Genomic DNA, 24,303 nt, shown 5'->3' with positions numbered 1-24,303 from the left:
TCAAATTAATGAACATAAAATCTTTCCTAACCCTATTTTGTCTCATCATCTGTTATAGAGCCGTTGCTCAAAAGCCAGCGATAAGCCACATTGTTACGCATAACCGTGCGACTATTATTTGCGATCCCATTAAAGGAGAAAAGCCATACCCTGCATGGGGTCTATTTCCTAAAACAGATGCTTCCATCAGAAAAATAACCATGCACGTTACCTTGGGAAGCCCCGATAGTCTCCATACTGCCCACTGGGATTATTTGGATCATATTATATTGCGTCGCAAAGGCGGTACAAATGGTTCTGAACTTAACTATGAACTGGGTAGGATGCTTACACCATATGGCAGTATTTACAACAAAGGATGGAACTGGAAATGGCAGGTTGATGTCACAGACTTCGCCCCGTTTCTCCGAGATAGTGTGGAAATTGTATATGTGCATTCAGGCTTTGAAGATAAAACAGTCGGTTGGGCGCTTACGATAGATTTTGAGATCTTATCCGGTCCTCCTGTTGTTACACCACTTGGTATAAAACCTTTATGGAATAAGGCCTATAAATATGGAGATCCCAACGAGAAGATTGAGGATAACCTTTTACCGGTAAATTATGAGTCTACAGCTGGAACGGCATTAAGCAGAATACGCATACAGCATACCGGTCATGGAATGGACAAACCACGTGGCTGCAGTGAGTTTTGCAGCCGCTGGCGCGAAATTTCTGTAGACGGAAAAATCGTTGATAAACGTGATATGTGGAAAAAATGTGGCGACAACCCACTTTACCCACAAGGTGGTACCTGGATATTTGACCGGGCGTACTGGTGTCCGGGCGACCTACAACAACCTGATGTGATCGATGTATGGACAAAGCCAGGCAGTCATCAAGTATCTTTATTAATGGAGCCTTATACAGCCACCGACAACATACAGGCTGCTGAAAATATAGCCGCGTATTTGTTTGAGTACACCGCCCCGAATCAAAAAACAGATGTCTCTGTGGAAGCTATAATGGTTCCCAATGATGAACAACGATTTTCCCGTTTAAATCCGGCTAGCTCAGGCCCTCGGATAATGTTTAGAAACTTAGGTTCAGACCCTGTTCGTTCACTCACTATTGTATATGGAACACAGGGTTTTCCGACTAAAACATTCCATTGGAAAGGAAATCTTCCTTTCAATCAAGTTGCCGAAGTGATACTCCCCGGGGAGATTCAGGAAAAAGATGGCGAAAATGTATTTCTTGTCACGCTTAATCAACCCAACGGAAAGAAAGATGCTTGGTCCGGAGACAATAACATGCAAGCCACCTTTACTGCTGCACAGAAATTTCCAGCAACTTTTGTTCTACAGTTTTTAACGAATAATAAGCCTAAAGACAACAGCATTTTCCTTTTAAATGCTAAACAAGATACAATCTTTCAAAAAACCGCAACGCAATTAGAACCTGTGACCTTATACACAGATACGATACACCTCTCGGAAGGTAAACATTCACTACGTCTCATCGATACTGCAAGCAATGGATTACAATTCTGGGCACAGCCGGCAAATGGAGATGGTCATCTTCGCATATTTGATCTAAAAGGAAATTTGATCCATGCATTCGAAAGCGATTGCGGGATCGGTGAAATGTTCAGTTTCAATGCTGTGAAGGGGTTAGAATTCAATACCACAACAGGCAGATACGCCTTTTCTCTCTATCCAAGATCAGTGGTCGACAATACGCAATTAAATGTCGTATCCAATAAACCAAGCGATATGACCGTGCAGATCACTGTTGATGGCACCGTATGGCAGAAACATGAGTATAAAGCTATTAAAAATGCTACATTCGACTATGATCTTAAACACCTCCCTTCAGGAAGAATAATTTTAGAAGCCTTTATGGATGGTATTAGCCAATTTAAAGGCCGCATCAACAAAAGATAATAGTAGGAAAGAAGTTACAATCTTCAACTTGCCCATCTAAAAAAAGCGACCTAGCCGTCGCTTTTTTTAGATGGTATATACTTTCATAACATCTTGTATTACTCTTTGCTAGGTCAAATAGTCGCTCACAACTTTAAATATGCAATTAACTCTCTTGCAGCTGCCCCTCCAGCACGATTAGCTCCAATTGTAGAAGCTGACGGACCGTAGCCCGTTAAGTGAATGCGTGGATCTTTTGTAACCTGCGTGGCCAATCTTCCTGATAGCTCGATACCACCCTTATCGTTGATCAAACCCAGTGGAGCAAGGTGATCCAGAGAGTGTTTAAAACCGGTATTCCAAAAAATAACAGCAGCATCCAAAGTCGTTCCATCTTCCCACCTGACACCTGTTTCTGTGATCTCTTTAAACATCGGCTTACGATCCAGAACACCATCACGTAACATTTTTTCAATAGCTGGTGTAAGAGGCAAGCCTGTGACCGATACAACCGAGTTTGGAGGTAAACCTTCACGCACTCTTTTTTCTACCAGAGCAACAGCCTCCCTTCCCACATCGGGAGTGAATTCATCTTTTCTAAAATCTACAGGTTTACGGGTTACCCATGTGGTCTGGGTAACTTGAGAAATTTCACCCAGCAGTTGAATGGCTGAGATTCCGCCACCTACAACGATAACATGCTTTCCAATAAACTCATCCGCATTTATATATTCTCCAGTGTGCAGCTGTCTGCCTTTAAACTTTTCCCAGCCCGGATACTTGGGGCAATTGGGAGTTTTCCAAGTTCCGGTTGCATTTATCAATCCGCGAGCACTAAATTGAATACCATTTGTATGTATCATAAATCGTCCATTACGCGCTGTTACTTCACTCACCCTTATAGGACGAATAATCGGAAGTTCAAACTTTTTTTCATACAGCTCGTAATATTTCGGAATAGCGGTATTCGCTTGCAGTGTAGTATCCATGGTATCTACAGCATCTGAAAATCCCATTCCTGGAAGATCATTAATCCCATTAACATTATCAAGCGTTAATGAATCCCAGCGATGTTGCCAAGCGCCACCTGCAGCAAACTCATCATCCAAAACGACAAAACCTTTTCCAGGTTCGATTCCTGCTTTTTTCAGATAATAGGCCGCAGATAAACCCGCCTGCCCTGCACCAATAACAACAATATCTACCTTGTAGAAAAAATCCGGACGCGTATTTTTTAGTGTTTTATGAGCTTCCATTCTGATTATTTTTGATACAATTTGGGCACTTTAGACATTTCAAGGCTTAGTACAATTTCTCCTCTCTACAATATACAGCATATAAATAGGAAATTAATTTTTTTTGGACAAATTTTATCGCTACTGTTCTACCGTAAAACCATGTTACCATTCGTAGAGAAGAGGCTATAAGTACAAATAATAACTAGAAGTTTGGCTTTCTCTTGGTTAAAAAGGCATCAACACCTTCTTTAAAATCACTCGTTACAAAAAGTTCAGCAAAATGATTAATCTCCACCTGATAGCCATCTCTTGTTTGTTCATTTGATGCATTTACCGCATCTATAGCTGCTGCCACAGCCGTACCTGACCGAGAGAATATGCGTTCCAAAACCTCCACTACCCGATCCATCAAATCAGCAGCATCCAGCACCTCATTGATCAGTCCTATTCTCAGTCCCTCTTCAGCACTGATCATATCGGCTGTCAGGATCATCTGTAATGCACGTCCGCGTCCTACCAATTGTGTCAATCTTTGTGTGCCGCCATAACCTGGTAGAAGACCTAAAGAAACCTCTGGAAGACCTAGTTTTGCATTTGCTGAAGCAAAGCGCATATGACAGGCAAGCGCTAATTCTAAACCACCTCCTAGCGCAAATCCATTTATTGCGGCGATGACAGGTTTCGGTGATTGTTCGATCAATTCCGTAAAAATATAATGACCCTTTTGTGAAAGAAGTTTAGCTTCGGCCTCACTTAAATCTACAAATTCTTTAATATCAGCCCCTGCTACAAATGCTTTCTCACCTGCGCCGGTAATAATAATTCCTTTGACATCATGATCCTTCTTTGCTTCGAGAAGCGTTGCCTCTAGCTCTGTCAATGTTTGTTGGTTCAAAGCATTCAATGCCGATGCTCTGTTGATTGTAATGTAAGCAATATGCTTATCCACTTGATATAAGAGATGTTGATATTCCATAAATTCTAAAAATTTAAATGAAGTGATACACCATAGGTATCACGGGATACATTTGGATAATTTAAATACGTTAATCTTCTTTTATATTCAACTCGAAAAATTTTAAAAATATTGTCAATACCTACTATTCCCTCCATGTAAGGTTGATTGCCCATAACCCGAGTTTTAACAAGACCATCGTCATCACGGTCAAACTGAATCTGATTCTTATTAAATTCCGGATTATTTCGATCACTGATTTGTCCATAGTAAAACTTGAAACCTGTCACCTCGCGCCACTTTAACCGTTGCAATAATGGGATCCTGTTGAATATGTAGCCATCCCAATGGTGATAATAAGCAAGCTTCACAAAACGATCTGCAACAAATTCCATATTTGATATCAAATCAAAATTTTGTAAAGGACCCGATTTATCCGTTTGAATATCTGGCATCTCTAACAATGGATAATAAATAGAGCCCCATATCTTACCAGCACTAAATTCGATATCAGCTGTTCCTGCGGGAGACATAAATATCTTTTTAAAGATCTTAAACCTCAAAGCATCATAGCGTTGATTTGCATTCCAGAAACCATCTAATCCTTTGTTATATTGCAAAGTCAGAATCGGAAATTTATTCCGGATCTGCGTCCGCTCTAAATTTCTATAATAGAACTGTTCTCCCGGTGCCCATCGTAATTTGATCTGTATATCATTTGTATTAATCGCTGCAATCGTATCTGGCGAAGCATTTCCTGTCACAAAAGACAATGTCCCAGCGGCCTGTCTTTCATGTCTTGTCAACATGGTACTCACACTAAAATGATTTCCAAATTCAATTAAATGTTCAAGACGGTAAATATCATTCCACAACCATTTGGTAGGTTTATTCTTTCGAAAGGACTGAAAAAAACCATCGCCCTTCAGGTAGCTTAAACCCCTACCAGGTTCCATCACATCATGTTGAATCGTTGCCGACAGATAGTGGGCAGGAAACTGTACGATAGATTTTCCATTTAAAGACTGTGCTACGTTGAGGTAATATTTAAATTCCTGATCTCGGGTACCATAGGCGACATAGCCCTCAAAAAAGAATTTATTCGAAAGCAATTCAGTTGTTCTACCCCCTAATCGAATTCTGCTTCCTTCTATTTCATTAAAACTATAGGTATATTCTAAAGGACCAAACTCAAATTTTCCAACATTATAATAACTTCTTACTAAAAAATATCCAATTGAGATTAATCGATTAATCGATTTCATTTCTGAAAGAGAATCAATATTGACGTAAGTCTTAGCTTCAGTTTCTGTAAGCGGCACTACTCTAACCCGATCCCATTGTACAGAATCTTTTTGTTCAAGATAACGCTTCTCAATCGGAATACCTTTAAATAGGTCATCACTTATCGTTTCATCTTTATATTTCGAAAAATAAGTTTCCTTTTTCCCGTACAGCGCATTCCCCTTATCTGTTCCAAATAAAATCTGTAGGTTAGCGCGTTTAGGCAACATTTGTCCCGCAGGATGCTTTTCAAACTCAAGACCTATATTAATTCCATTAACCCAATTAATATTGGCCTCTTCACCAAGTTCCATTTCTGCGTAATAAACGGCATAACGGTCATCATCGGAGACCCATATTGATCCCTTAAACAGCACGTCCATCTTTGATTTTGCTTCAAAATGCAATTCGATATAGCGTACACCATCTTTAACTAACGTATCCCTAATTGTATACTTATAATAAGAAGGAGCATTACCGGCTATCGGACTTAAAAAGGCTTTACTTATCAGCTGGATATTATTCTCGTAGAGATCAATATTTCGAAATTGATCTTGAAAATAACTTTGGATATTGGCATTATTGATATAACGCTTGTTTAATTCTGTAACCTTATGTCCTGTAATAATCTTTTTCTTCCGCGAAGGTTTAAAGGTAGAATAGACTTCTGAGACACTTTCTTCTAAGAAAAAAGGTAAAATAGAACTCCCGGGTATGCTAACTGTATCTTTATTTTCAAACAGAAATCTTAATTTACCTGGCAATCTTCCTGGCTTTACTTTAAAATCTACAGTACCAAATTGTGATTTTTCATATTCCTCATATTGAATATGATTTAATCTGGAGATATGATTTGCATCCTTATGAGAAATGACGTTTTCAATCAGTGCTAAGGCAGGGTCTTTATATTTTCGCCCTTTAGCATTGACCACAACCTCCCCGATTTTATTGTCTTTGCCAAATAGTAATACATTTAATACCGAATCTTGAACCTCATTAAGATCAATTAATTTAATCTCATAACCAACTGCCCGAAAGGCAATCTGGTCATATTCATTCCGGAGCACAATATTGAAATTACCAAGTGTATCTGCCGAAGTGCCTCCACTATGACCGCTCCAGGAGATACTAGCTAAAGGGATTCCTTTTCCAGTTTTACCGTCAATGACACGACCTTTAACATTTCGCTGCGCAAATCCTAGGCTTGTTAAAATACCCAGCACAACAGCAATAATAAAAAGTCTTTTTATTATAGTTATAATCGGTATTAAAAACTTCATGAATATCAGCAATTACTTATTCCTACTGACAATATACAATTTGTCTTTAAATTATAAGGCATGAAATCAAAATAAAAAATGCATAGTTTTTACAAACTATGCATTAAGTATATTAATTAACCTCCCTTTAAATTAACTCCATAAAGCAATTCGGATAGACTCCGATTAAAATCGTTAAAACAGTAGTAACAATAAATAGAATAACGTAATTGGCATTTATTAGTATAGTTTTCCCCTCTGCAGTCCTGAAATACATCGCTACAACCACTTTTAAATAATAATACACCGCAATCGCAGCATTTAAAACCGCAATTAGTAGTAATACAATATGGTATTGAGCCATCACTGAACTGAACATCATAAATTTGCCGATGAAACCTGCTGTTAACGGAATACCGGCTAAAGACAACATGGCAATAGTGAGGATTGCTGCTAAATAAGGATTCTTTTTCGCCAACCCATTGAATGATTCGAAATGATCTGAGCCAACAGCTCGTTTTACTAAAATCAAAGCTGCAAAGGCAGTAACAGTAGCCAAAGAATAAGAAGCTCCATAAACAAAAATTGAATTCGCAGAGCTAGCTCCAATACCAATCACCGCAAAAAGCATATAACCAGCATGTGAAATACTTGAGTAAGCTAACATCCTCTTAAATGAGGATTGCATTAAAGCTGAAAGATTACCAATAAATAATGTAAGCACGACAATTCCTAAAAATATAGGTGTCCAAAAATCTTGCAGTGGCAAAAGCGAAAAGGTAAATAATCTTAATAGGCCCGCGAAGGATGCTACTTTAACCACTGTGCTCATAAAGCTCGTAATTAAGATCGGTGCCCCATCATATACATCTGCCGTCCAGAAGTGAAAGGGAGCTGCACCAACTTTAAAAGTCAGACCGATAATCATCAACAACACTCCTCCGTAAAATAAAGGTGATATGGCACCCGGATGCGCTGTTACATAGTCTCTGATCATCATCAGATCAAAAGATCCGGATGCGCCATACAAGAGGGTTATTCCCAATAATAAAAATCCCGTAGAGAATGCCCCCATGATAAAATATTTGATCGCCGCTTCATTGGAAGCTGGATCTTTCTTACGTATTCCGACCAAGATATAAAGCGCAACAGACATGATCTCTATCCCTAGAAACAATAAGGCTAAATTGTGATAACTACTAACCAGAACAGCCCCAAGCAATGAGAACAACAATAAAGTATAATATTCAGCCACATGATCACTTGAAGACGTGAAATATCCTTTAGATAGTATAAAAACCAATATTGTCACGAAAGTACATAATATTGAAAAAGCAATAGCATAGTGATCAAATAAGATCATCCCATTGTATAATGGAGATGCATCTATTTTCCAATCTTTAATTAATAGTCCAATGACAACAAGCAGGCCCACTAAACCTACCGGTAATAATGATTTATTTGCCTTAAATAATCCTAAGTAAAGTACCAATAATGCTAATATTGATAATGTAATAATCGCCCCCATAATCGAATCTATTATTCGTAAAGTTTAAGTCTAAAATTATCTCCCTAGAAACGTAGCCAAAACGGATACAGACGCTGAAGAAATATGCAATAAGCTGTTTGGAAAAATTCCTAAATAAATAATCACTGCTGAAATGATGATCAAAGTATACAATTCGACACCAGAAATATCAACAAAATGCGCTGTTCTTTCGGACGTGGTGCCAAGCATTGTTTTTTGATATAAACGAAGCATGTAAACAGCTCCAAGAATTAGTGTCAATCCACCAAAAACAGCAAACCAAACACTATATTCATAGATCCCCTTCAAAAGCAAAAACTCTCCAATAAAACCATTTGTCAATGGTAAACCGATAGCTCCCATGATAATAATTAAAAATACGATGGCTAAGCGCGGCGCTTTCTTAGCTATACCGCCCAATTCTCGTAAATCTCTTGATCCGGTACGATCCTGAATAATATCCAGTACAAAAAATAATCCGACAACAGAAACTCCATGGTTGATCATTTGGATCATGGCACCACTCATTCCGGTGACATTCCAAGTAAATACCCCAGCACTAATTAGTCCAACGTGAGCAATAGAAGAATAAGCAATAAGTCGTTTCGAATCTTGTTGCTGTATCGCAATAATCGACGCGTACACAACTGCAAAAACACATAAAATCATAGCAAGCTGACCGTATATAGCAACCGCTTCAGGTACAACAGGCAAAAGCCAGCGCATTAAACCATAGACACCCATTTTTAACATAATTCCGGCCAAAAGCATCGTTCCCGCCGCAGGAGCATGTGTATACGTTGATGGTTGCCATGTATGAAAAGGGAAAATTGGAATTTTTATTGCAAAAGCAATAAAGAAAGCCCAAAATATCCACCGTTGTGTAGATGCTTCTAAATCTAGGGAAACAAATGAATGCCATTCAAAATCATTAGTCGCGACTTGCTGGTGTAGATATAAAATCGCAACCAGCATCAATAAACTGCCAAAGAAAGTATAGATAAAGAATTTCAAATTGACCCGGATACGGTCACCGTCTCCCCAAAGAGCACATATAAAATAGATCGGAATCAATGCAACTTCCCAGCCCACATAAAATGTGAAAGCATCCATAGCAGAAAAAACCAACATCAAACCACTTTGCATAAAAAACATTAAAGCATAGAAATTGCCTTTAAAGGCTTTCTTAAAAGTTGTGAGAACAATGAGTGGCACTAAAAAATTAGTCAGGACTAACAAAGGCAAGCTAATACCATCAACCCCAATATGGAAGTTAACACCAAAAGCAGTTATCCAAGGATAAGACTGTTCATAATTAAAGTCGCCTTCAGGATTGAATTGACAGATAAAAGGAATAGTCAGACCCAGCGTAATCAAAGACAGTACCAGTGCCCCTCTTTTCGCTAGTGTATGTTCACATACAAAGGACAAAAAAATAGCACCGATAATAGGAGTTAGAATAAGTAAAAATAGGTTATCCATTGATGATCAAATAGCTATTACAATGTTAAAAACTCAATAAACCGTATAAAAAGATGGCTATCGCTCCAACGACCATCAGTAAAAGATAGAAACCTACATTTCCACTTTGTAAAAGGCGAACTCCTTTTCCAGTCATAAAGGACGATTTACCAATTCCATTGACTAAACCGTCTATTCCTAAGCCATCAACTATTCTTGCTAGAAATACGGAAAGCCAATTAATCGGTTTTATAATTAATAATTCATAAATCTCATCCACATAAAACTTATGGTAAGAAAGTTTTGCAAGACCTGTTCTGGTCACCTGGTTATGTTCAGGCACCGATCCCTGTTTCACATATTTGTTATAGGCAACAAATGCCATGACCAAAACCCCCACAACAGAAACTCCCATCAACATATATTCAGTACTGTGAGTTATTGTATGAATATGTTGCAAACTTGCTCCATCAGCAAAGACAGGAGACAGAAATGTTGCTAGCCAAGTTTGACCTCCTAATACCTCAGGAAGATTAAGCACACCACCGAAGATAGCTAATATGGCTAAAACAATTAATGGCAAAGTCATTGATTTAGGGGATTCGTGGAGATGGTGCTTTTGCTCTTCTGTTCCTCTAAAAGAGCCAAAGAAAGTCAAATAAATCAACCTAAACATATAAAAAGATGTCATCAAAGCACCGATAAACCCTAGTACCCAGTAAACTGGATTAGCAGCAAAAGCATGTGCTAAAATTTCATCTTTAGAGAAAAAACCTGAAAATGGAGGTATACCTGAAATGGCAATGGTACCGATCAGCATGGTCATATACGTGATGGGTAAAGCCTTTTTAAGACCTCCCATTTTTCGCATGTCTTGCTCATCACTCATGCCATGTATCACAGAGCCCGCACCCAAGAATAGTAAAGCCTTAAAAAAGGCATGTGTTAAAACATGAAAGAAGGCACCCGTAAATGCACCAACTCCTAATCCCAAGAACATATAACCCAATTGGGATACTGTAGAATAGGCTAATACTTTTTTAATATCATTCTGTGTCAGTGCAGTTGCTGCTGCAAATAGAGCGGTACAAACGCCGATTATCGCAATGATCTGAAGCGTCAAAGGAGATAATACAAATAAAATATTTGAACGGGCAATCATGTAAATCCCTGCAGTTACCATCGTTGCTGCGTGTATTAAAGCAGAAACGGGAGTTGGACCAGCCATCGCATCGGGCAACCAGGTAAATAAAGGAATCTGAGCCGATTTACCGGTTGCTGCTACAAAGAGTAATAGCGTAATCGTTAAGATCGTCACATCTCCTATTGGGAAACTTTTTGCTGACTCAAACACGGTGGAAAATTCCAAGGATCCAAAAGTATTTAAGATAAAAAAGATCGCAATTAGGAAGCCTAAATCTCCGATACGATTCATCACAAATGCTTTCTTAGCCGCGGCACCATAATCACTGTTTTTATACCAAAACCCGATCAGTAAATAAGAACAAAGTCCAACACCTTCCCAACCAATAAACATGACCAAATAATTGGATCCCATGACTAAGATCAACATGAAAAAGATAAAGAGATTTAAATAAGCAAAATACTTTGCAAATCCTCCATCATGTTGCATATAACTTATCGAATAGATATGTATCAAAAAGCCAATTCCTGTTACTACTAATAACATAATCGCACTTAGAGGATCCACTAAAAAGGAAAGTGAGACTTCCAAATTCCCGATTTTAATCCAATCAAAAATATGTTGGCTAATCCTACCTGTTTCACCAAGTGCACGCGCCTCATAAATGGATACAAAAAGAGTACAGCTCAATAAAAACGAAATAAATACGGTACCGCTACCGATAAATCCAACTAAACTTTTTGAAAGCACCTGTCGTCCTATTCCATTGATGACAAAACCAATCAACGGCAATAAAGGAATTAACCAAATTAAATCACGCATAGCTAATATCTTTCTTTTTTTAATGCTTTAAATTACCAACGAAGTTTATGTAGTGATTCAATGTCTATCGACTTCGTATTGCGATACACCATAATAATAATAGCTAGACCCACCGCCACTTCGGCTGCTGCCAGAGCCATAATAAAAAATACAAAAACCTGTCCCGAAGCATCACCATGATGAACAGAGAATGCCGCTAATAAGAGATTTACTGCATTTAACATCAATTCAATTGACATCATCATAATGATAACATTACGACGTATCAATACTCCGATCACGCCAATGGCGAAAATCAATCCACAAAAAATCAAATAATGATTTATAGGAACACCTTGTAATTGTTGAACTGCTGTTTCCATTATATTTTTTTTGGTTCTTTTTTCCCCAATAATACTGCTCCAATAATAGCCGTTAACAAAAGAATTGAAGACAATTCAAACGGGAGCAAAAACTCTTTAAATAATACTTTTCCCAAATTTTTCACTAGCCCAATATCAGGATCTTTAGCGACCAATGGATTGGAGATGTCAAAAACTCGTAATGCACCAAAAAGAACAACAACAAGACAACAACCTGCAATAACACCCATCATTTTTACAAGATTTGATTTCATGGGTTCCGTATCCTTATTCAGATTCAGTAACATCAACACGAATAGAAAGAGAACCATAATAGCCCCCATATAGACGATAAAATTAACCGCAGCAAGGAATTGTGCATTAAGTAAAATATAATGAATGGTAAACGTGAAAAACGTAATCACAAGATATAAAACACTATGCACAGGATTTTTCGTGAAGATGGTCATCAGCGCGAAAAAAATCGATAAGAAAGCAACTAAATAAAAAACAGTCATAGGTTTGTGGTTAACTATTCAATTTTGTAATATCAAATTTTGGCTCTACCAATTTATCCTTACCATAAATAAAATCTTTACGAAGATAATCGGCAGTAACATGTGGACCATCCAAATAAATGGCTTCTTTAGGGCACGCCTCTTCACATAGACCACAAAAAATACAGCGCAACATATTAATTTCATACACGGCGGCATATTTTTCTTCACGATACAAATCCTTTTCTTCGTTAGTTCTCTCGGCAGCAGTCATAGTAATGGCCTCCGCAGGACAAGATAGGGCACATAAACCACATGCTGTACATCTTTCACGTCCCTCTTCATCTCGCTTTAAAGAATGTTGTCCTCGAAAGTTCTTAGAATAAGGACGCTGTTCCTCTGGATATTTAACAGTTGGTATTTTCTTAAAAAAATGCTTTAGAGTAATGGACAAACCTTTTATAATAGCTGGAAAATAGATCCGCTCCATAAAATTCATTGGTTGTTGCGCCAAAACTTTTTTTCTATTACTTAATGGTTGCATAACGGTTCCTTTCTATGAAAAATATGTATCCTTAATCAATGTAATTATTCCCGTCAACACAATATTTGCAATTGCTAAAGGAATCAGCATTTTCCACCCTAAATTCATCAGTTGATCATATCGGAATCGTGGCAAAGTCCAACGCACCCACATAAAGAAGAAGATAAATGCAAATATTTTGACGAAAAATGCGAGAACGCCTATAATCGTTATCCAATTTTCAGACAGTCCTAAGTCGTGCATGAAAGGGAAGTTATATCCTCCGAAATATAACGAGGCCATCAATGCTGAAGACACAAACATATTGATATATTCTGAAAACATGTACAGTCCCAGTTTCATGGAAGAATATTCGGTATGATAACCTCCGACCAATTCGGTCTCACATTCTGGTAAATCAAAGGGAACACGGTTACATTCAGCAAAAGCACAAACCATAAAAATGATAAATCCTAAAGGTTGCGCCCAAATGTTCCAATTTAAAAAACCTGATTGCTGGGCAACGATATCTCTTAAAGATAGCGATTGCGTCACCATCAAAAGTGCTATAATTGAAAGCCCCATAGCAATCTCATAACTGATACTTTGTGAAGCCGCTCTAACAGCTCCCATAAGCGAAAACTTATTATTCGAAGCCCAGCCACCTAACATAATACCATACACACCAAGTGCAATAACACCAAACATATAAAGAATGCCCACATTGACATCGGCAACCTGCAGTGAAATAACGCGATCACCAATCGTTAACGATTGCCCCCAAGGTATCACCGCAGAACTAATGCAGGCAGTAATAATAGCGATCGTGGGCCCAAGAATAAACAAGGCTTTGTGTGCTCCAGCGGGAATTATTTCCTCTTTAAAGAAAAACTTACCACCATCACATAAAGGTTGTAATAAACCAAATATTCCCGCTCGATCCGGACCATAACGATCCTGCATAAAGCCGGCGATCTTACGTTCTGCCAATGTTGAGTACATCGCAATCACAAGCGTGATCACAAAAACCAAAGTAACAAGGACGAATTTTTCTATGACAAATGACAACTCCATATTATTTCAATTTTTCTGTTCTGGCCAACTGTTCTAAATTTTGTTCCTGCAGTACAGGATCTATTTTGATAACAGCTGGTGGATTAAAGCGTGTATAATGATTAGATGCAATCACAGACTGGTCACTAATTGGGGTCGGTTCCTCTAACTTCCAGTCGATGGTTTCTTTTTTATCATACCGACAGGTATTACAAATAAATTCTTCTACCTCTCCAAACTCATCTTTGCGTGCAGTGACACGTATCACGTCAGGTCCTTTGTACCATAAAGTCACCTTGCCCGAACACGTTGGGCAATCGCGATGAGCATCTACCGGTTTTGTAAACCAAACCCTATTTTTAAAGCGGAATGTTTTATCAGTTAAAGCCCCTACAGGACAAACGTCAATTACATTTCCTGAAAAATCATTCTCTACAACATTTTGAATATAAGTTGAGATTTCGGAATGATCTCCGCGACCAATGATACCGTGCACGCGTTTATCAGTAATCTGATCTGCAACAAACACACATCGATAGCACAAAATGCATCGATTCATATGCAGTTGAATTTTATCTCCTATATCAATACGTTCAAATGTTCTTCGATCAAACTCATATCGCGTCTGCGCAGAGCCGTGCTCAAAACCTAAATCTTGCAATTTACATTCTCCAGCCTGATCACAAACAGGACAATCTAGAGGGTGATTAATCAGCAACATCTCCACAATCGCTTTTCTTGCTTCCACAACATCTGGAGAAGTGATGTTCTCTACTTCCATTCCATCCATCACAGTCGTACGGCAGGAGGCGACCAACTTAGGCATGGGACGTGGATCTTTTTCAGATCCCTTCGAAACTTTCACTAAGCAGGTACGGCATTTACCACCTGTACCTTCCAACTTAGAATAATAGCACATTGCTGGGGGAACGATATCGCCACCAATTTCACGTGCTGCATTCAAAATTGTTGTTCCTGGCGCAACTTCTACAGGAATACCATCTATAATAACTTTCAATTTAACCTCTTCTGCCATCTTCGTATCGCGTTTATCACAATCTAATTAAGAAACAATCGGTACTAAAGGATCTGCATAATGCGCCAATCCAAAATTACGAGTCAATGCATCCTCTGGATGATTGATATGCCATTCAAACTCATCTCTAAAATGTCGTATGGCCGCAGCCACTGGCCATGCCGCAGCATCACCTAACGGACAGATCGTATTTCCTTCAATACGTCTCTGTATATCCCAAAGCAATTCAATATCAGATAAATTGCCATGTCCCATCTCGATCTTGTGCAACACTTTCTCCATCCATCCTGTTCCCTCTCTACAAGGAGAGCACTGTCCACAACTCTCGTGATGATAAAAACGACTAAAATTCCACGTATTGCGCACAATACACTGATCCTCATCGAAAGCAATAAAACCGCCTGATCCCATGGAACTTCCTGTTTGGAAACCTCCATCAGCCAATGATTCATAAGTCATTAAGCGGTTATTGCCATTTGCTGTTTTTAAAATTAAATTCGTTGGTAAAATAGGAACCGATGAACCGCCGGGGACTACCGCCTTTAACCTTTTCCCATTTGCGATGCCACCACAATACTCATCTGAATAAATAAATTCTTCTACAGATAAGCCTAAATCAATCTCATATACACCTGGCTTTACTAGATTTCCACTGGCCGATATTAATTTTGTTCCTGTACTCCGCTCTATACCGATCTTCGCATATTCTTCTCCACCATCATTAATAATCGGAACAGTAGCGGCAATCGATTCAACATTATTGACTACTGTAGGACAGCCGTATAATCCTGCTATAGCGGGAAAAGGGGGCTTTATTCTCGGATTTCCTCTTTTACCTTCCAAAGACTCTAATAAGGCAGTCTCTTCACCACAGATATAAGCTCCAGCTCCCGGCTGTACATAAATCTCTAAATCATAACCTGACCCCAAAATATTCTTACCCAAAAAACCTGCAGCTTTCGCCTGCTCAATAGCACGTTCAAGAATACGGATCTGAGGCATCATTTCACCTCGAACATAGATATAAGAAGTCTTAGCTCCTAAAGCATAGCTAGAGACGATCATTCCCTCCAACAAAGCGTGAGGAATATGTGTCATCAAATAACGATCCTTGAAAGTACCTGGTTCAGATTCATCTCCATTACACACTAAATAACGAGGAACACCCTCCGGTTTTGCTAAGAAACTCCACTTCATCCCAGTAGGAAAACCAGCTCCTCCTCTTCCACGAAGACCTGATTTCTTAACTTCTTCAACAACATCATCAGGGGACATCGTTTTAAGTGCTTTTTCAACCGCACGATATCCGCCATGTTGACGATAAACATCAAAAGTTTGAATCCCTGGAACATCAATATGTGTTAACAAAAGTTTACGCGCCATATTACTTAGTTTTTGAGCTTAAATCATCTATTAATTGATCAACACGATCTTCGGTTAAGTTTTCGTAGAAAGTGTATTCAGGTCCGATCTGTAAGACAGGCCCATAGCCACAGGCTGCTAAACACTCGACTCCTCTCCATGAAAACAATCCATCTGCCGTCACTTCTCCTTCTTTAACACCCAATTTATGTTCAAGATGGCTCATAATACGTTCCGCTCCGACCAGGCAACAGGGACCAGTTCTGCATATTTCCAAAACATATTTCCCCTGTGGTTGCAATAGATACATCGTATAAAAAGAAGCAACTTCATAAACTTCGATAGGCTCTATACTTAAATAATAAGCGACCTTATCCATAGCATCAGGACTTAACCACCCAAACTCCGCTTGTACTAAATGCAGTATAGGAAGCAATGCCGATTTTTGTCTCCCTTCCGGAAAACGTCCCACTACTTCAGCAAATTGATTTAGCAATGTTGAAGAAAATTCAACATATTCATTATTTTTTATACTAAGCATCTAATTCTCCTGCAATAACGTTAAGACTACTCATATTAAGAATCGCATCCGAAAGCAACATTCCTGCACTCATCGGAGCAAACATTTGGTAATTGACAAAGGAAGGCCTTCTGAAATGTAAACGATAAGGGGTACGTCCGCCATCGTGCACCAGGTAAAATCCTAATTCTCCATTGGCACCTTCGACAGCATGGTAAACTTCAGCCTTAGGGGTATCGACTTCTCCCATCACAATTTTAAAATGATAGATTAATGCTTCCATATTGGTGTACACCTGTTCTTTTGGAGGTAAATAAAACTCCGGTACATCAGCATGAAAAACTCCCTTAGGTTCTTTCTCTATTTTAGCTAAAGCCTGTTCAATAATGCGTAAAGATTGCCACATTTCTTCATTACGCACCATATAGCGATCATAAACATCTCCTTTTGTACCTACAGGGATATCAAAATCGAATTCATCATAGGAACAATAGGGGTTTTGAACACGAATATCATAATCCACACCTGTAGCACGTAAAATAGGGCCAGACCAGCTATAATCTAAAGCTTCTTCCGGCGTAACGGCCGCAATTCCAGATGTTCGCTCTATAAAAATTCGGTTTCGGTCAAATAGCTCCATAAATTCTGTCAGAACCGGAGGAAATCTTTTTAAAAATTCTTCAATCTTTGCAAATGCAATAGCATTAAAGTCTCTTTCAAAACCACCGATACGACCAATGTTGGTCGTTAAACGGGCTCCACATATTTCTTCAAAAATTTCATATATAAACTCCCGCTCCTGCATAACATACAAAAAGCCTGAAAATGCCCCCGTATCAACACCGAGAATACCGTTACAGATAATATGGTCAGCAATACGAGCCAATTCCATTACGATAACCCGCATATACTGGACACGCTTTGGAATTTCTATTTTTAATAACTTCTCAACGGTCATATGCCAGCCCATATTATTAATGGGGGCAGAACAATAATTCAATCTATCGGTGAGCGGGGTAATCTGATAAAATGGTCGATGTTCAGCAATTTTTTCAAACGCCCGATGGATATAACCGATTGTTGAAACACCGCTAACAATACGTTCACCATCAATTTGGACTACGTTTTGAAATACACCATGAGTCGCAGGATGTGTAGGACCAATATTTAAGGTTATCAACTCATCCTGGGGATCATTATCATCGTAAACAGGTTTATTTGGGGATATCTTGGTAATATAATCGTTCATAACTGGTTTCCTTTCTAACGTTAACGTCCAAAATAGAGATCTTTCTTGTCTACACGGTTGGGGTCTTCTAAAGGGTATTCCTTCCGCATAGGATAAACCTCCATCTCATCTACATTTAATATCCTCCTTAAATCTGGATGCCCTAAAAACTGTATACCATAAAAATCATACGTTTCTCGCTCCATCCAATTTGCACCTTTCCAAATGGTAGTAGCCGTAGGAATTTCCGGATTTTGTCCGTCTATCGTCACTTTAATCCGAATCCGAATATTATGCACGAGGCTATTCAGATGATATACCACTTCAAATGACTGTTTCTGCTGCGGATAGTGAACTGCCGTAATATCTGTCAAGTGAATAAACTGCAATTCCGCATCATGTTTCAAAAAAGTCAACACAGCATGAATAGCATCAATATGTACATTCACTGTTAATAGATCATAGTCATCAGCCAATTGTGACACATCAGCACCGAATTTAGACCCTAACTTCTCCCACAAATAGGTATTATCTATCTTATTCATAAGTTTCAATTCCGTATTTTTCTAATAAAGCGCGGTATTCAGGTGTATTTCTCCTATTCAATGATTCATTTTTAACAATATCCTGCAAGCGTAAGACGCCGTCTAATATTGCTTCTGGCCTCGGCGGACATCCAGGCACATATACATCAACAGGAATAATTTCATCGATTCCCTGTAAGACAGAATACGTATCAAAAATCCCTCCGCTTGAGGCGCATGCACCAACCGCAATCACCCAACGAGGTTCAGCCATTTGCATATACACCTGCTTTAAAACAGGAGCCATCTTTTTAGCAATGGTTCCCATTACCAATAACATATCGGCTTGGCGAGGAGAAAAACTTGGTCTTTCTGCGCCAAAACGAGCAAGATCATATGTTGAACCCATTGTAGCCATAAATTCGATCCCACAACAAGAAGTAGCAAAAGGCAAAGGCCATAAAGAATTTGAACGCGCCAAACCAATCGCTTTATCCAAACTCGTGGCAAAAAAACCAGCGCCCTCAACTCCCGGAGGTGCTTTGGCCAACTTAATATCGCTCATGGAAATATAATTTAAAGTGGTTTACAGTTGTGTGCTATCGCACATATCAAAACTAACATTTTCTAGATAAAAATCAAGCTGTTAGCGCAATTTAGAACTATTCTAATCCCAGCTCAAAGCTTTCTTTTTAATGACATAAATGAAGCCTAAAAGCAACATGGCCATAAAAATAAACATCTGGATCAAACCTTCAAATCCAAATTCTCGAAAATTAACTGCCCACGGATACATAAAGATAACTTCGACATCAAAAATGACAAACAGAATAGCAACAAGAAAATACTTAATCGAGAAGGGCTGTCTTGCATTTCCAACAACTTCAATACCCGACTCAAATGAACTAAGCTTATTTGCAGTTCTTACTTTTGGGCCAATGAGATGTGTGATGATGATCGTTCCAATACCAAATCCAGCAGCAACAATAAGCTGAAATAAAATTGGCAGATAGTCAATAGGTGCATTCGCACTAAATTGCTCCATATCAAAAATGTTTATATTGGTAAAACCTAAATTTAAGAAAAAATAGCCTAAAATCAAAAAAGGGGAGAACATTTGTTCTCCCCTTTTTATTTTAAAATACTAAGTCTATTTAATACCTTCTAAATAAGATTTAGCATTCTCATTTTCAGGATCTAATTTCAATACTTCTTGGAAACTAGCTTTTGCTTTAGCCATTTCATTTTTACTGTATTGGAAGAAACCAATATAAGTGTAAGCATCGATTAAATATGCTTTATTTTTCTCTTGTGTGCCTCTTTCGTTGATAACTTTAATTAATTTTTCGAAAGGAGCCACAAAATCACCTTTTGGAGTTTCCAAATTATCCGTACCTAAAGCAGAGAAAGCTTTGTAGTATAGCGCTGGAACCAAGTATTTTTCTAATACCTCAGGTTTATTCGCATTTTCGATAACGGTTAACTGTGCTTGCGATTTTACAAAAGCGGCAACAGCTTGATCTTTTAAAGCTTGATCGGTTACATTACCTTCCTCATCCTTACTTTCCTGATCTTTTTTAAAGCCAATTTGGTAATTACCTTCTCCAGCATAATAATTAGAATCGAAGTAATAATCAGTATCAGGATATTTAGCAATAATCTCAAATAATGCTACTGCAGTTGCAGTCTCTTGATCTTGATATTTTGCAAATGCTGTTTCAGCAACTTCTGCTAACAATTCTTTATCTTGATCAATTGCTTTTTGAATAAATACAATACCCGATTCAACTTTATTATTAGCGACATCAGATAAACCTGCATACATATTATCCAAAGGAATTACACGTAGAGGATCCATTTTTGCAAACATCTTTTGTATATTCTCAGATGCTTTAGCGTAGTCTTTATTTCTAAATGCATTGTATGCTAAATAACGATAAATCTTAGGATCTACATCTGGATTTTTCGCTAATTCTTCAGAAACTGCTCCTAACTCATCGTATTGTCTAGCATAAACCAAGAAATCGGCATAACGGATCTTTGCTTCCAAAGAGTTATCACCATTAACTTCTAAATACTTTTTATATTGCTCAACACCTTTTTTATTTAATTCCACATACTTCTCGTCAGATGTACCAGGTGCTTTTGACCACATATTGTAAGTCTCCGCCAGTTCACGGTAAGTCGGAGCATAAGTAGGTGACGCTGTAGTAATCTCTGTCAATTGAGCAACTGCCTCATCAAAAGCTTGTGCACCACGAACAATTACTGCAAGTCCAATTTTAGCGCGAGTTGAATTCGGATCCAAATCAGTTGCTTCACTATAACTTGAGTAAGCGCTACTTGCTTCCTTCAATCCTCTGTAAGCATCTCCCAATGCTAAAGGAATAGCAGCATCTTTAGCATTCTTTGCTTTAGCTTGTGTTAAATAATCCAAGGCTTTTGCATAGTCTGGCTCTGGCGCCTTAATATAAGCACGACCAATTTCCAACAATTCTTCGTAATCTTTTTTCTTTAAGTTTGCACTAGCTGCAGAAAATTTAGCTTCAGCCGAAGCCTTATCTTTTTTCAACAAATCAATGTAGCCTAAACCAACGTTATTAATCTGTGATTTTGGATCAGCAGTCAAACCTTGATTGAAGAAAATTGCCGCAGAATCAGGCTTATCATTGACTAAATAAATCTGACCTAAATAGAAGTAATTATCACCAACCTTAGCTTGTTTACTTACTAATTGTTGCAAAATTGTTTTTGCTTTACCGTAGTTTTCTGTTTCAATAGCCGCTCTAGCATCCTTTAAACTTTGTGCACTTGCTGTGCCAACAGAACCTGCTAATAACAGACTAAATAATAATTTACTGTTTGTCATAATCTATTGTTGTACTATTTTATACTCTAATTTAAACTGTTTTCTTCTCTAATAATAATATCACGTCCTGGCATTGTTGCAGGTAAAAGTCCAGCTTTTAAAAAAATACGCTGACCTCTATCTCCTGTCAAAAAGGCACTAAAGCCCAGGCCTAAGCCCATGTTCGGCTGATAATTCAATACATATATAGGTCTTGTAAAAGGATATACACCTAAAGATATATTGGATTGCGAAGGTTTGTAGAACAAACCGTCTTTCTTAGCTCCTAAAGCATTTTCTACGCTCAATGTACGAATTTTATTCAATAATTCAGATTTTTTTTGAGTCATATCCAATATCCAGTTGAAACCTACAATTCCGATACTTCCTTTATTCTCACTCACATATTTGATGACATCAGTATTATTCTCTAAGGCAGAAATCGCTGTTGGATCAATTTTATCAATAGATAGATATTCCTTTAAAAATCGTAAAGTACTTGAGTTTGCATTATCAAAAACTACTTTGTACTTACCTTTAAGTGTGCCGTTTAACAATGATTTAACGTCAGAAAGTGTGATGATAGTATCTGCATCACTAACATTATTTATCAAAGCGATTGCATCACTCCCTATTTGATATTCCTTTGGAACAATTTTTCGGTCCTTAAAATTTTTCCCCTCAGCAGCTGTCAACTTACGTGTTAAAATAATCACATTTGAAGTATCCGCCAATAACGCATTTATGGCTTTAATTTCAGGTTTGGCCAACAATTGTATGGTAGCATCTGAGTATGAACTTTGAAATACATCAACCTGTTCTTTAATGATTGGATACAAGGTCTCATCAACAAGTACATTTACTTTACCTCGTAGAATATCCTCACTGGGAGCTGTTGGAGCTTGCTTGCCATTACGATTACAACTCATCAACATAAAAACTCCAGAAATTGAAAATAAAATTATTTTTAAGCTGTTTTTCATAGGGCAATCATTTAATAAATAGGTTGCAAAAATTAAGGCAAATCTAATTTCGTAACGAGGCTAATTAAAATTACTTTGCCACAATCTGACGAAACGAAGGAAAGAATAAACAATCAGAACAACTCCAAACAATGTTCTATACGTTGGGTTGATGTCCAAGGGTAAATCTTTCCAAAAAATAACCAGTAAGCCCAGCCCAAAATACAAGCCAAACATAAATAGTCCTAAAATAGACAGAAATCGCTTTATAGGCGATTTCTGTCTGTAATTTGTATTATTCGAATTAAAGTTCGCCACTAATTACTGATTTTGTGTGTTTAAGCGAATAGGTAATGTATAAGCTACACGAACAGGACGACCATTTTGAATACCTGGTTTCCATTTCTTAGCTTTTTTCAACATTCTAACTGCAGCATCACCAGTTCCGTATTTAAGATCGCGTTTTACAGAAATATCTGTTAAACTACCATCTTTTTCAACAACGAAAGATACCTCAACTACACCCATGATACCATTTTCTAAAGCGCCAGAAGGATATTCATAAGTTTCTCCTACCCACTTCATAAAAGCAGCCATACCTCCAGGAGGCAATGGTTGAACCTCTACAGCATTGAAGGAAATTAATCCATCTGGATCACCATTTGGATCACCTTTCTTAACACCTGTAATAGCACCATCTTGTTTTTTAGTACCGAACTCACCACGAGCTACTGAAGAACCTGTTGCGCTACCTTTTAAAGTTAAACGAGCAGGAGTTTTTTTATCATCCTTAAACTCTTCTTGAGCAGCGACTTCTTCTTTCACTTGTGCAGCCGGAGCTACTTTTGGTTCTGGAAAACGTACCAAATCTTCTTTTGGTATGTCCATCGCCACTTGCTGAGGCTTCTCCTCCTCAATCGGAAGTGGCTCTTCTTCTTCTGGTTCAGGTGGTTTAATTTCCTCCAAATCCTCTAAAGTCACTTCAGTAACAACTGGAGGGGCTTCAACAGGTTTATCAGGAAATAAGCTACCTCCAAATAATTTCAGAAGACTCAATAGTACCACGGCAACAACTACAGCCAACAAACCTACGTTGGTAGCTTTAGGAGCAAGCTTACGAAGCTCGTAAGCACCATACTCCTTGTTTCTGCCTTGAAATACTACATCAAGCCATTCCTTTTTAAAAATATCTAATTTTGACCCAATCATATTTCTATAGTTTTCGTGATTTCTATAATAACTAACTTAGTCATTATAAATATTATCACGTTTTAAAACATCTATTTCTTCAGGACTAATCTTCGCAATCATATAACGCTTAATATCTACAATCTTCATCTCATCAAGAATATCAACAAGATCTTTTTGTGTAGACATATCGCTAGGTCTGATAATCACGATTACATCTTTTCCGCCAGAAACACGAGGAACGTAAGCTTTTTTCTCAATTAAAACCTTGCGTATTCCATCTGCTCCGAACCCTGTAACCGTTGGACCTTCAATAGGTGCTTTTACCTGTCCATAATACCAAGAAACTTTGTTGTCAGATCCTAATAAAATCGTTACGGAACGGTTATCTGCTGTTAGTACTTCAGATTGTTCATCCTTAATTTTATTTTTATCAGGCATCGCAACGTCCATTGCTTGTGGTTTATTTAAAGACGTAGTTAACATGAAGAAGGTAATTAATAAGAATGCTAAATCTACCATGGCTGTCAAATCGACTTTACCACCGTTTTTCTTAGATCTTACTTTTCCGCCTTTGCCACCCTTACCACTGTCTTGATTTAATTCTGCCATTTATGTCTTTTTAT

Annotated in this window: 22 protein-coding genes; 1 reads left to right on the top strand and 21 read right to left on the bottom strand. The window is 38.1% G+C overall.

What is annotated here, in order from left to right:
* Positions 1-8 precede the first annotated feature (8 nt).
* On the top strand, positions 9-1,925 hold the full coding sequence (locus M2265_RS16650) for a peptide-N-glycosidase F-related protein (RefSeq protein ID WP_132769952.1): 1,917 nt from the start codon (positions 9-11) through the stop codon (positions 1,923-1,925).
* Between the two features lie 125 nt (positions 1,926-2,050).
* Here M2265_RS16650 and M2265_RS16645 read toward each other — a convergent pair whose 3' ends face one another.
* The 21 genes from M2265_RS16645 to M2265_RS16545 form a co-directional block, all read right to left on the bottom strand.
* Complete coding sequence (locus M2265_RS16645; RefSeq protein ID WP_132769954.1) at positions 2,051-3,160, bottom strand: NAD(P)-binding domain-containing protein; 1,110 nt, start codon at positions 3,158-3,160, stop codon at positions 2,051-2,053.
* A gap of 184 nt (positions 3,161-3,344) precedes the next feature.
* Positions 3,345-4,118 (bottom strand): enoyl-CoA hydratase/isomerase family protein, encoded by a 774-nt coding sequence (locus tag M2265_RS16640; RefSeq protein WP_132769956.1) that lies wholly within the window; start codon positions 4,116-4,118, stop codon positions 3,345-3,347.
* 5 nt (positions 4,119-4,123) lie between these two features.
* Positions 4,124-6,661: a DUF5686 family protein gene (locus tag M2265_RS16635; RefSeq protein ID WP_132769958.1), complete on the bottom strand. Its 2,538-nt coding sequence runs from the start codon at positions 6,659-6,661 to the stop codon at positions 4,124-4,126.
* 127 nt (positions 6,662-6,788) lie between these two features.
* Positions 6,789-8,168 carry an NADH-quinone oxidoreductase subunit N gene (locus M2265_RS16630; protein ID WP_132769959.1) on the bottom strand — a complete coding sequence of 460 codons (1,380 nt, stop codon included), beginning with the start codon at positions 8,166-8,168 and terminating at the stop codon, positions 6,789-6,791.
* A 36-nt stretch (positions 8,169-8,204) separates the two neighbouring features.
* Positions 8,205-9,650: a complex I subunit 4 family protein gene (locus M2265_RS16625; RefSeq protein WP_132769961.1), complete on the bottom strand. Its 1,446-nt coding sequence runs from the start codon at positions 9,648-9,650 to the stop codon at positions 8,205-8,207.
* A 25-nt stretch (positions 9,651-9,675) separates the two neighbouring features.
* Entirely contained in the window at positions 9,676-11,595 is a 1,920-nt protein-coding gene (gene nuoL / locus M2265_RS16620) for an NADH-quinone oxidoreductase subunit L (protein WP_132769962.1), read from the bottom strand.
* A 32-nt stretch (positions 11,596-11,627) separates the two neighbouring features.
* Complete coding sequence (gene nuoK, locus M2265_RS16615; protein ID WP_132769964.1) at positions 11,628-11,957, bottom strand: NADH-quinone oxidoreductase subunit NuoK; 330 nt, start codon at positions 11,955-11,957, stop codon at positions 11,628-11,630.
* Positions 11,957-12,454 carry an NADH-quinone oxidoreductase subunit J gene (locus tag M2265_RS16610; RefSeq protein ID WP_132769965.1) on the bottom strand — a complete coding sequence of 166 codons (498 nt, stop codon included), beginning with the start codon at positions 12,452-12,454 and terminating at the stop codon, positions 11,957-11,959. The genes nuoK and M2265_RS16610 overlap by 1 nt, the downstream gene beginning before the upstream one ends.
* Positions 12,455-12,464: 10 nt before the next feature.
* The gene (locus M2265_RS16605) at positions 12,465-12,977 is read right to left on the bottom strand and encodes a NuoI/complex I 23 kDa subunit family protein (protein WP_021190697.1); all 513 of its coding nucleotides are present in this window, start codon (positions 12,975-12,977) and stop codon (positions 12,465-12,467) included.
* A gap of 12 nt (positions 12,978-12,989) precedes the next feature.
* Complete coding sequence (nuoH, locus tag M2265_RS16600; RefSeq protein ID WP_021190698.1) at positions 12,990-14,030, bottom strand: NADH-quinone oxidoreductase subunit NuoH; 1,041 nt, start codon at positions 14,028-14,030, stop codon at positions 12,990-12,992.
* 1 nt (position 14,031) lies between these two features.
* Positions 14,032-15,045 carry a 2Fe-2S iron-sulfur cluster-binding protein gene (locus M2265_RS16595; RefSeq protein WP_132769966.1) on the bottom strand — a complete coding sequence of 338 codons (1,014 nt, stop codon included), beginning with the start codon at positions 15,043-15,045 and terminating at the stop codon, positions 14,032-14,034.
* A 27-nt stretch (positions 15,046-15,072) separates the two neighbouring features.
* Entirely contained in the window at positions 15,073-16,428 is a 1,356-nt protein-coding gene (gene nuoF / locus M2265_RS16590; protein WP_132769968.1) for an NADH-quinone oxidoreductase subunit NuoF, read from the bottom strand.
* Between the two features lies 1 nt (position 16,429).
* Positions 16,430-16,948: a complex I 24 kDa subunit family protein gene (gene nuoE / locus M2265_RS16585; RefSeq protein ID WP_132769970.1), complete on the bottom strand. Its 519-nt coding sequence runs from the start codon at positions 16,946-16,948 to the stop codon at positions 16,430-16,432.
* Positions 16,941-18,176 carry an NADH-quinone oxidoreductase subunit D gene (locus M2265_RS16580; RefSeq protein ID WP_021190702.1) on the bottom strand — a complete coding sequence of 412 codons (1,236 nt, stop codon included), beginning with the start codon at positions 18,174-18,176 and terminating at the stop codon, positions 16,941-16,943. The genes nuoE and M2265_RS16580 overlap by 8 nt, the downstream gene beginning before the upstream one ends.
* 20 nt (positions 18,177-18,196) lie before the next feature.
* Positions 18,197-18,700, bottom strand: coding sequence for an NADH-quinone oxidoreductase subunit C (locus tag M2265_RS16575; protein ID WP_132769972.1), 504 nt, complete (start codon positions 18,698-18,700; stop codon positions 18,197-18,199).
* The gene (locus tag M2265_RS16570) at positions 18,693-19,244 is read right to left on the bottom strand and encodes an NADH-quinone oxidoreductase subunit B (RefSeq protein WP_132769974.1); all 552 of its coding nucleotides are present in this window, start codon (positions 19,242-19,244) and stop codon (positions 18,693-18,695) included. Before M2265_RS16570 ends, M2265_RS16575 begins: the two co-directional genes overlap by 8 nt.
* Positions 19,245-19,346: 102 nt before the next feature.
* The gene (locus M2265_RS16565; protein WP_132769976.1) at positions 19,347-19,724 is read right to left on the bottom strand and encodes an NADH-quinone oxidoreductase subunit A; all 378 of its coding nucleotides are present in this window, start codon (positions 19,722-19,724) and stop codon (positions 19,347-19,349) included.
* A 105-nt stretch (positions 19,725-19,829) separates the two neighbouring features.
* A complete protein-coding gene (locus M2265_RS16560) occupies positions 19,830-21,548 on the bottom strand; it encodes a tetratricopeptide repeat protein (RefSeq protein WP_132769978.1) in 1,719 nt (572 codons plus the stop codon).
* A 26-nt stretch (positions 21,549-21,574) separates the two neighbouring features.
* Positions 21,575-22,510, bottom strand: coding sequence for a PstS family phosphate ABC transporter substrate-binding protein (locus M2265_RS16555; protein ID WP_132769980.1), 936 nt, complete (start codon positions 22,508-22,510; stop codon positions 21,575-21,577).
* Positions 22,511-22,810: 300 nt separating this feature from the next.
* Entirely contained in the window at positions 22,811-23,698 is an 888-nt protein-coding gene (locus M2265_RS16550) for an energy transducer TonB (RefSeq protein ID WP_132769982.1), read from the bottom strand.
* A gap of 36 nt (positions 23,699-23,734) precedes the next feature.
* Positions 23,735-24,289 carry an ExbD/TolR family protein gene (locus M2265_RS16545; RefSeq protein WP_021190708.1) on the bottom strand — a complete coding sequence of 185 codons (555 nt, stop codon included), beginning with the start codon at positions 24,287-24,289 and terminating at the stop codon, positions 23,735-23,737.
* Positions 24,290-24,303 lie beyond the last annotated feature (14 nt).

It is taken from the genome of Sphingobacterium kitahiroshimense (assembly GCF_025961315.1).
GTDB lineage: Bacteria > Bacteroidota > Bacteroidia > Sphingobacteriales > Sphingobacteriaceae > Sphingobacterium > Sphingobacterium anhuiense.
The sequence above is the reverse complement of the archived record's forward strand: the minus strand, read 5'-3'. Positions and strand labels throughout refer to the sequence as shown.

Bases quoted from the DNA above. Each gene is read 5' to 3' on its own strand.
- M2265_RS16575 (WP_132769972.1), bottom strand. From the start codon at position 18,700: ATGAATAAGATAGATAATACCTATTTGTGGGAGAAGTTAGGGTCTAAA.
- M2265_RS16645 (WP_132769954.1), bottom strand. From the start codon at position 3,160: ATGGAAGCTCATAAAACACTAAAAAATACGCGTCCGGATTTTTTCTAC.
- M2265_RS16545 (WP_021190708.1), bottom strand. From the start codon at position 24,289: ATGGCAGAATTAAATCAAGACAGTGGTAAGGGTGGCAAAGGCGGAAAA.
- M2265_RS16550 (WP_132769982.1), bottom strand. From the start codon at position 23,698: ATGATTGGGTCAAAATTAGATATTTTTAAAAAGGAATGGCTTGATGTA.
- M2265_RS16625 (WP_132769961.1), bottom strand. From the start codon at position 9,650: ATGGATAACCTATTTTTACTTATTCTAACTCCTATTATCGGTGCTATT.
- M2265_RS16630 (WP_132769959.1), bottom strand. From the start codon at position 8,168: ATGGGGGCGATTATTACATTATCAATATTAGCATTATTGGTACTTTAC.
- M2265_RS16640 (WP_132769956.1), bottom strand. From the start codon at position 4,118: ATGGAATATCAACATCTCTTATATCAAGTGGATAAGCATATTGCTTAC.
- M2265_RS16565 (WP_132769976.1), bottom strand. From the start codon at position 19,724: ATGGAGCAATTTAGTGCGAATGCACCTATTGACTATCTGCCAATTTTA.
- M2265_RS16635 (WP_132769958.1), bottom strand. From the start codon at position 6,661: ATGAAGTTTTTAATACCGATTATAACTATAATAAAAAGACTTTTTATT.
- M2265_RS16595 (WP_132769966.1), bottom strand. From the start codon at position 15,045: ATGGCAGAAGAGGTTAAATTGAAAGTTATTATAGATGGTATTCCTGTA.
- M2265_RS16650 (WP_132769952.1), top strand. From the start codon at position 9: ATGAACATAAAATCTTTCCTAACCCTATTTTGTCTCATCATCTGTTAT.
- M2265_RS16560 (WP_132769978.1), bottom strand. From the start codon at position 21,548: ATGACAAACAGTAAATTATTATTTAGTCTGTTATTAGCAGGTTCTGTT.
- M2265_RS16555 (WP_132769980.1), bottom strand. From the start codon at position 22,510: ATGAAAAACAGCTTAAAAATAATTTTATTTTCAATTTCTGGAGTTTTT.
- nuoK (WP_132769964.1), bottom strand. From the start codon at position 11,957: ATGGAAACAGCAGTTCAACAATTACAAGGTGTTCCTATAAATCATTAT.
- nuoE (WP_132769970.1), bottom strand. From the start codon at position 16,948: ATGCTTAGTATAAAAAATAATGAATATGTTGAATTTTCTTCAACATTG.
- M2265_RS16605 (WP_021190697.1), bottom strand. From the start codon at position 12,977: ATGCAACCATTAAGTAATAGAAAAAAAGTTTTGGCGCAACAACCAATG.
- M2265_RS16610 (WP_132769965.1), bottom strand. From the start codon at position 12,454: ATGACTGTTTTTTATTTAGTTGCTTTCTTATCGATTTTTTTCGCGCTG.
- nuoH (WP_021190698.1), bottom strand. From the start codon at position 14,030: ATGGAGTTGTCATTTGTCATAGAAAAATTCGTCCTTGTTACTTTGGTT.
- nuoF (WP_132769968.1), bottom strand. From the start codon at position 16,428: ATGGCGCGTAAACTTTTGTTAACACATATTGATGTTCCAGGGATTCAA.
- M2265_RS16570 (WP_132769974.1), bottom strand. From the start codon at position 19,244: ATGAGCGATATTAAGTTGGCCAAAGCACCTCCGGGAGTTGAGGGCGCT.
- M2265_RS16580 (WP_021190702.1), bottom strand. From the start codon at position 18,176: ATGAACGATTATATTACCAAGATATCCCCAAATAAACCTGTTTACGAT.
- nuoL (WP_132769962.1), bottom strand. From the start codon at position 11,595: ATGCGTGATTTAATTTGGTTAATTCCTTTATTGCCGTTGATTGGTTTT.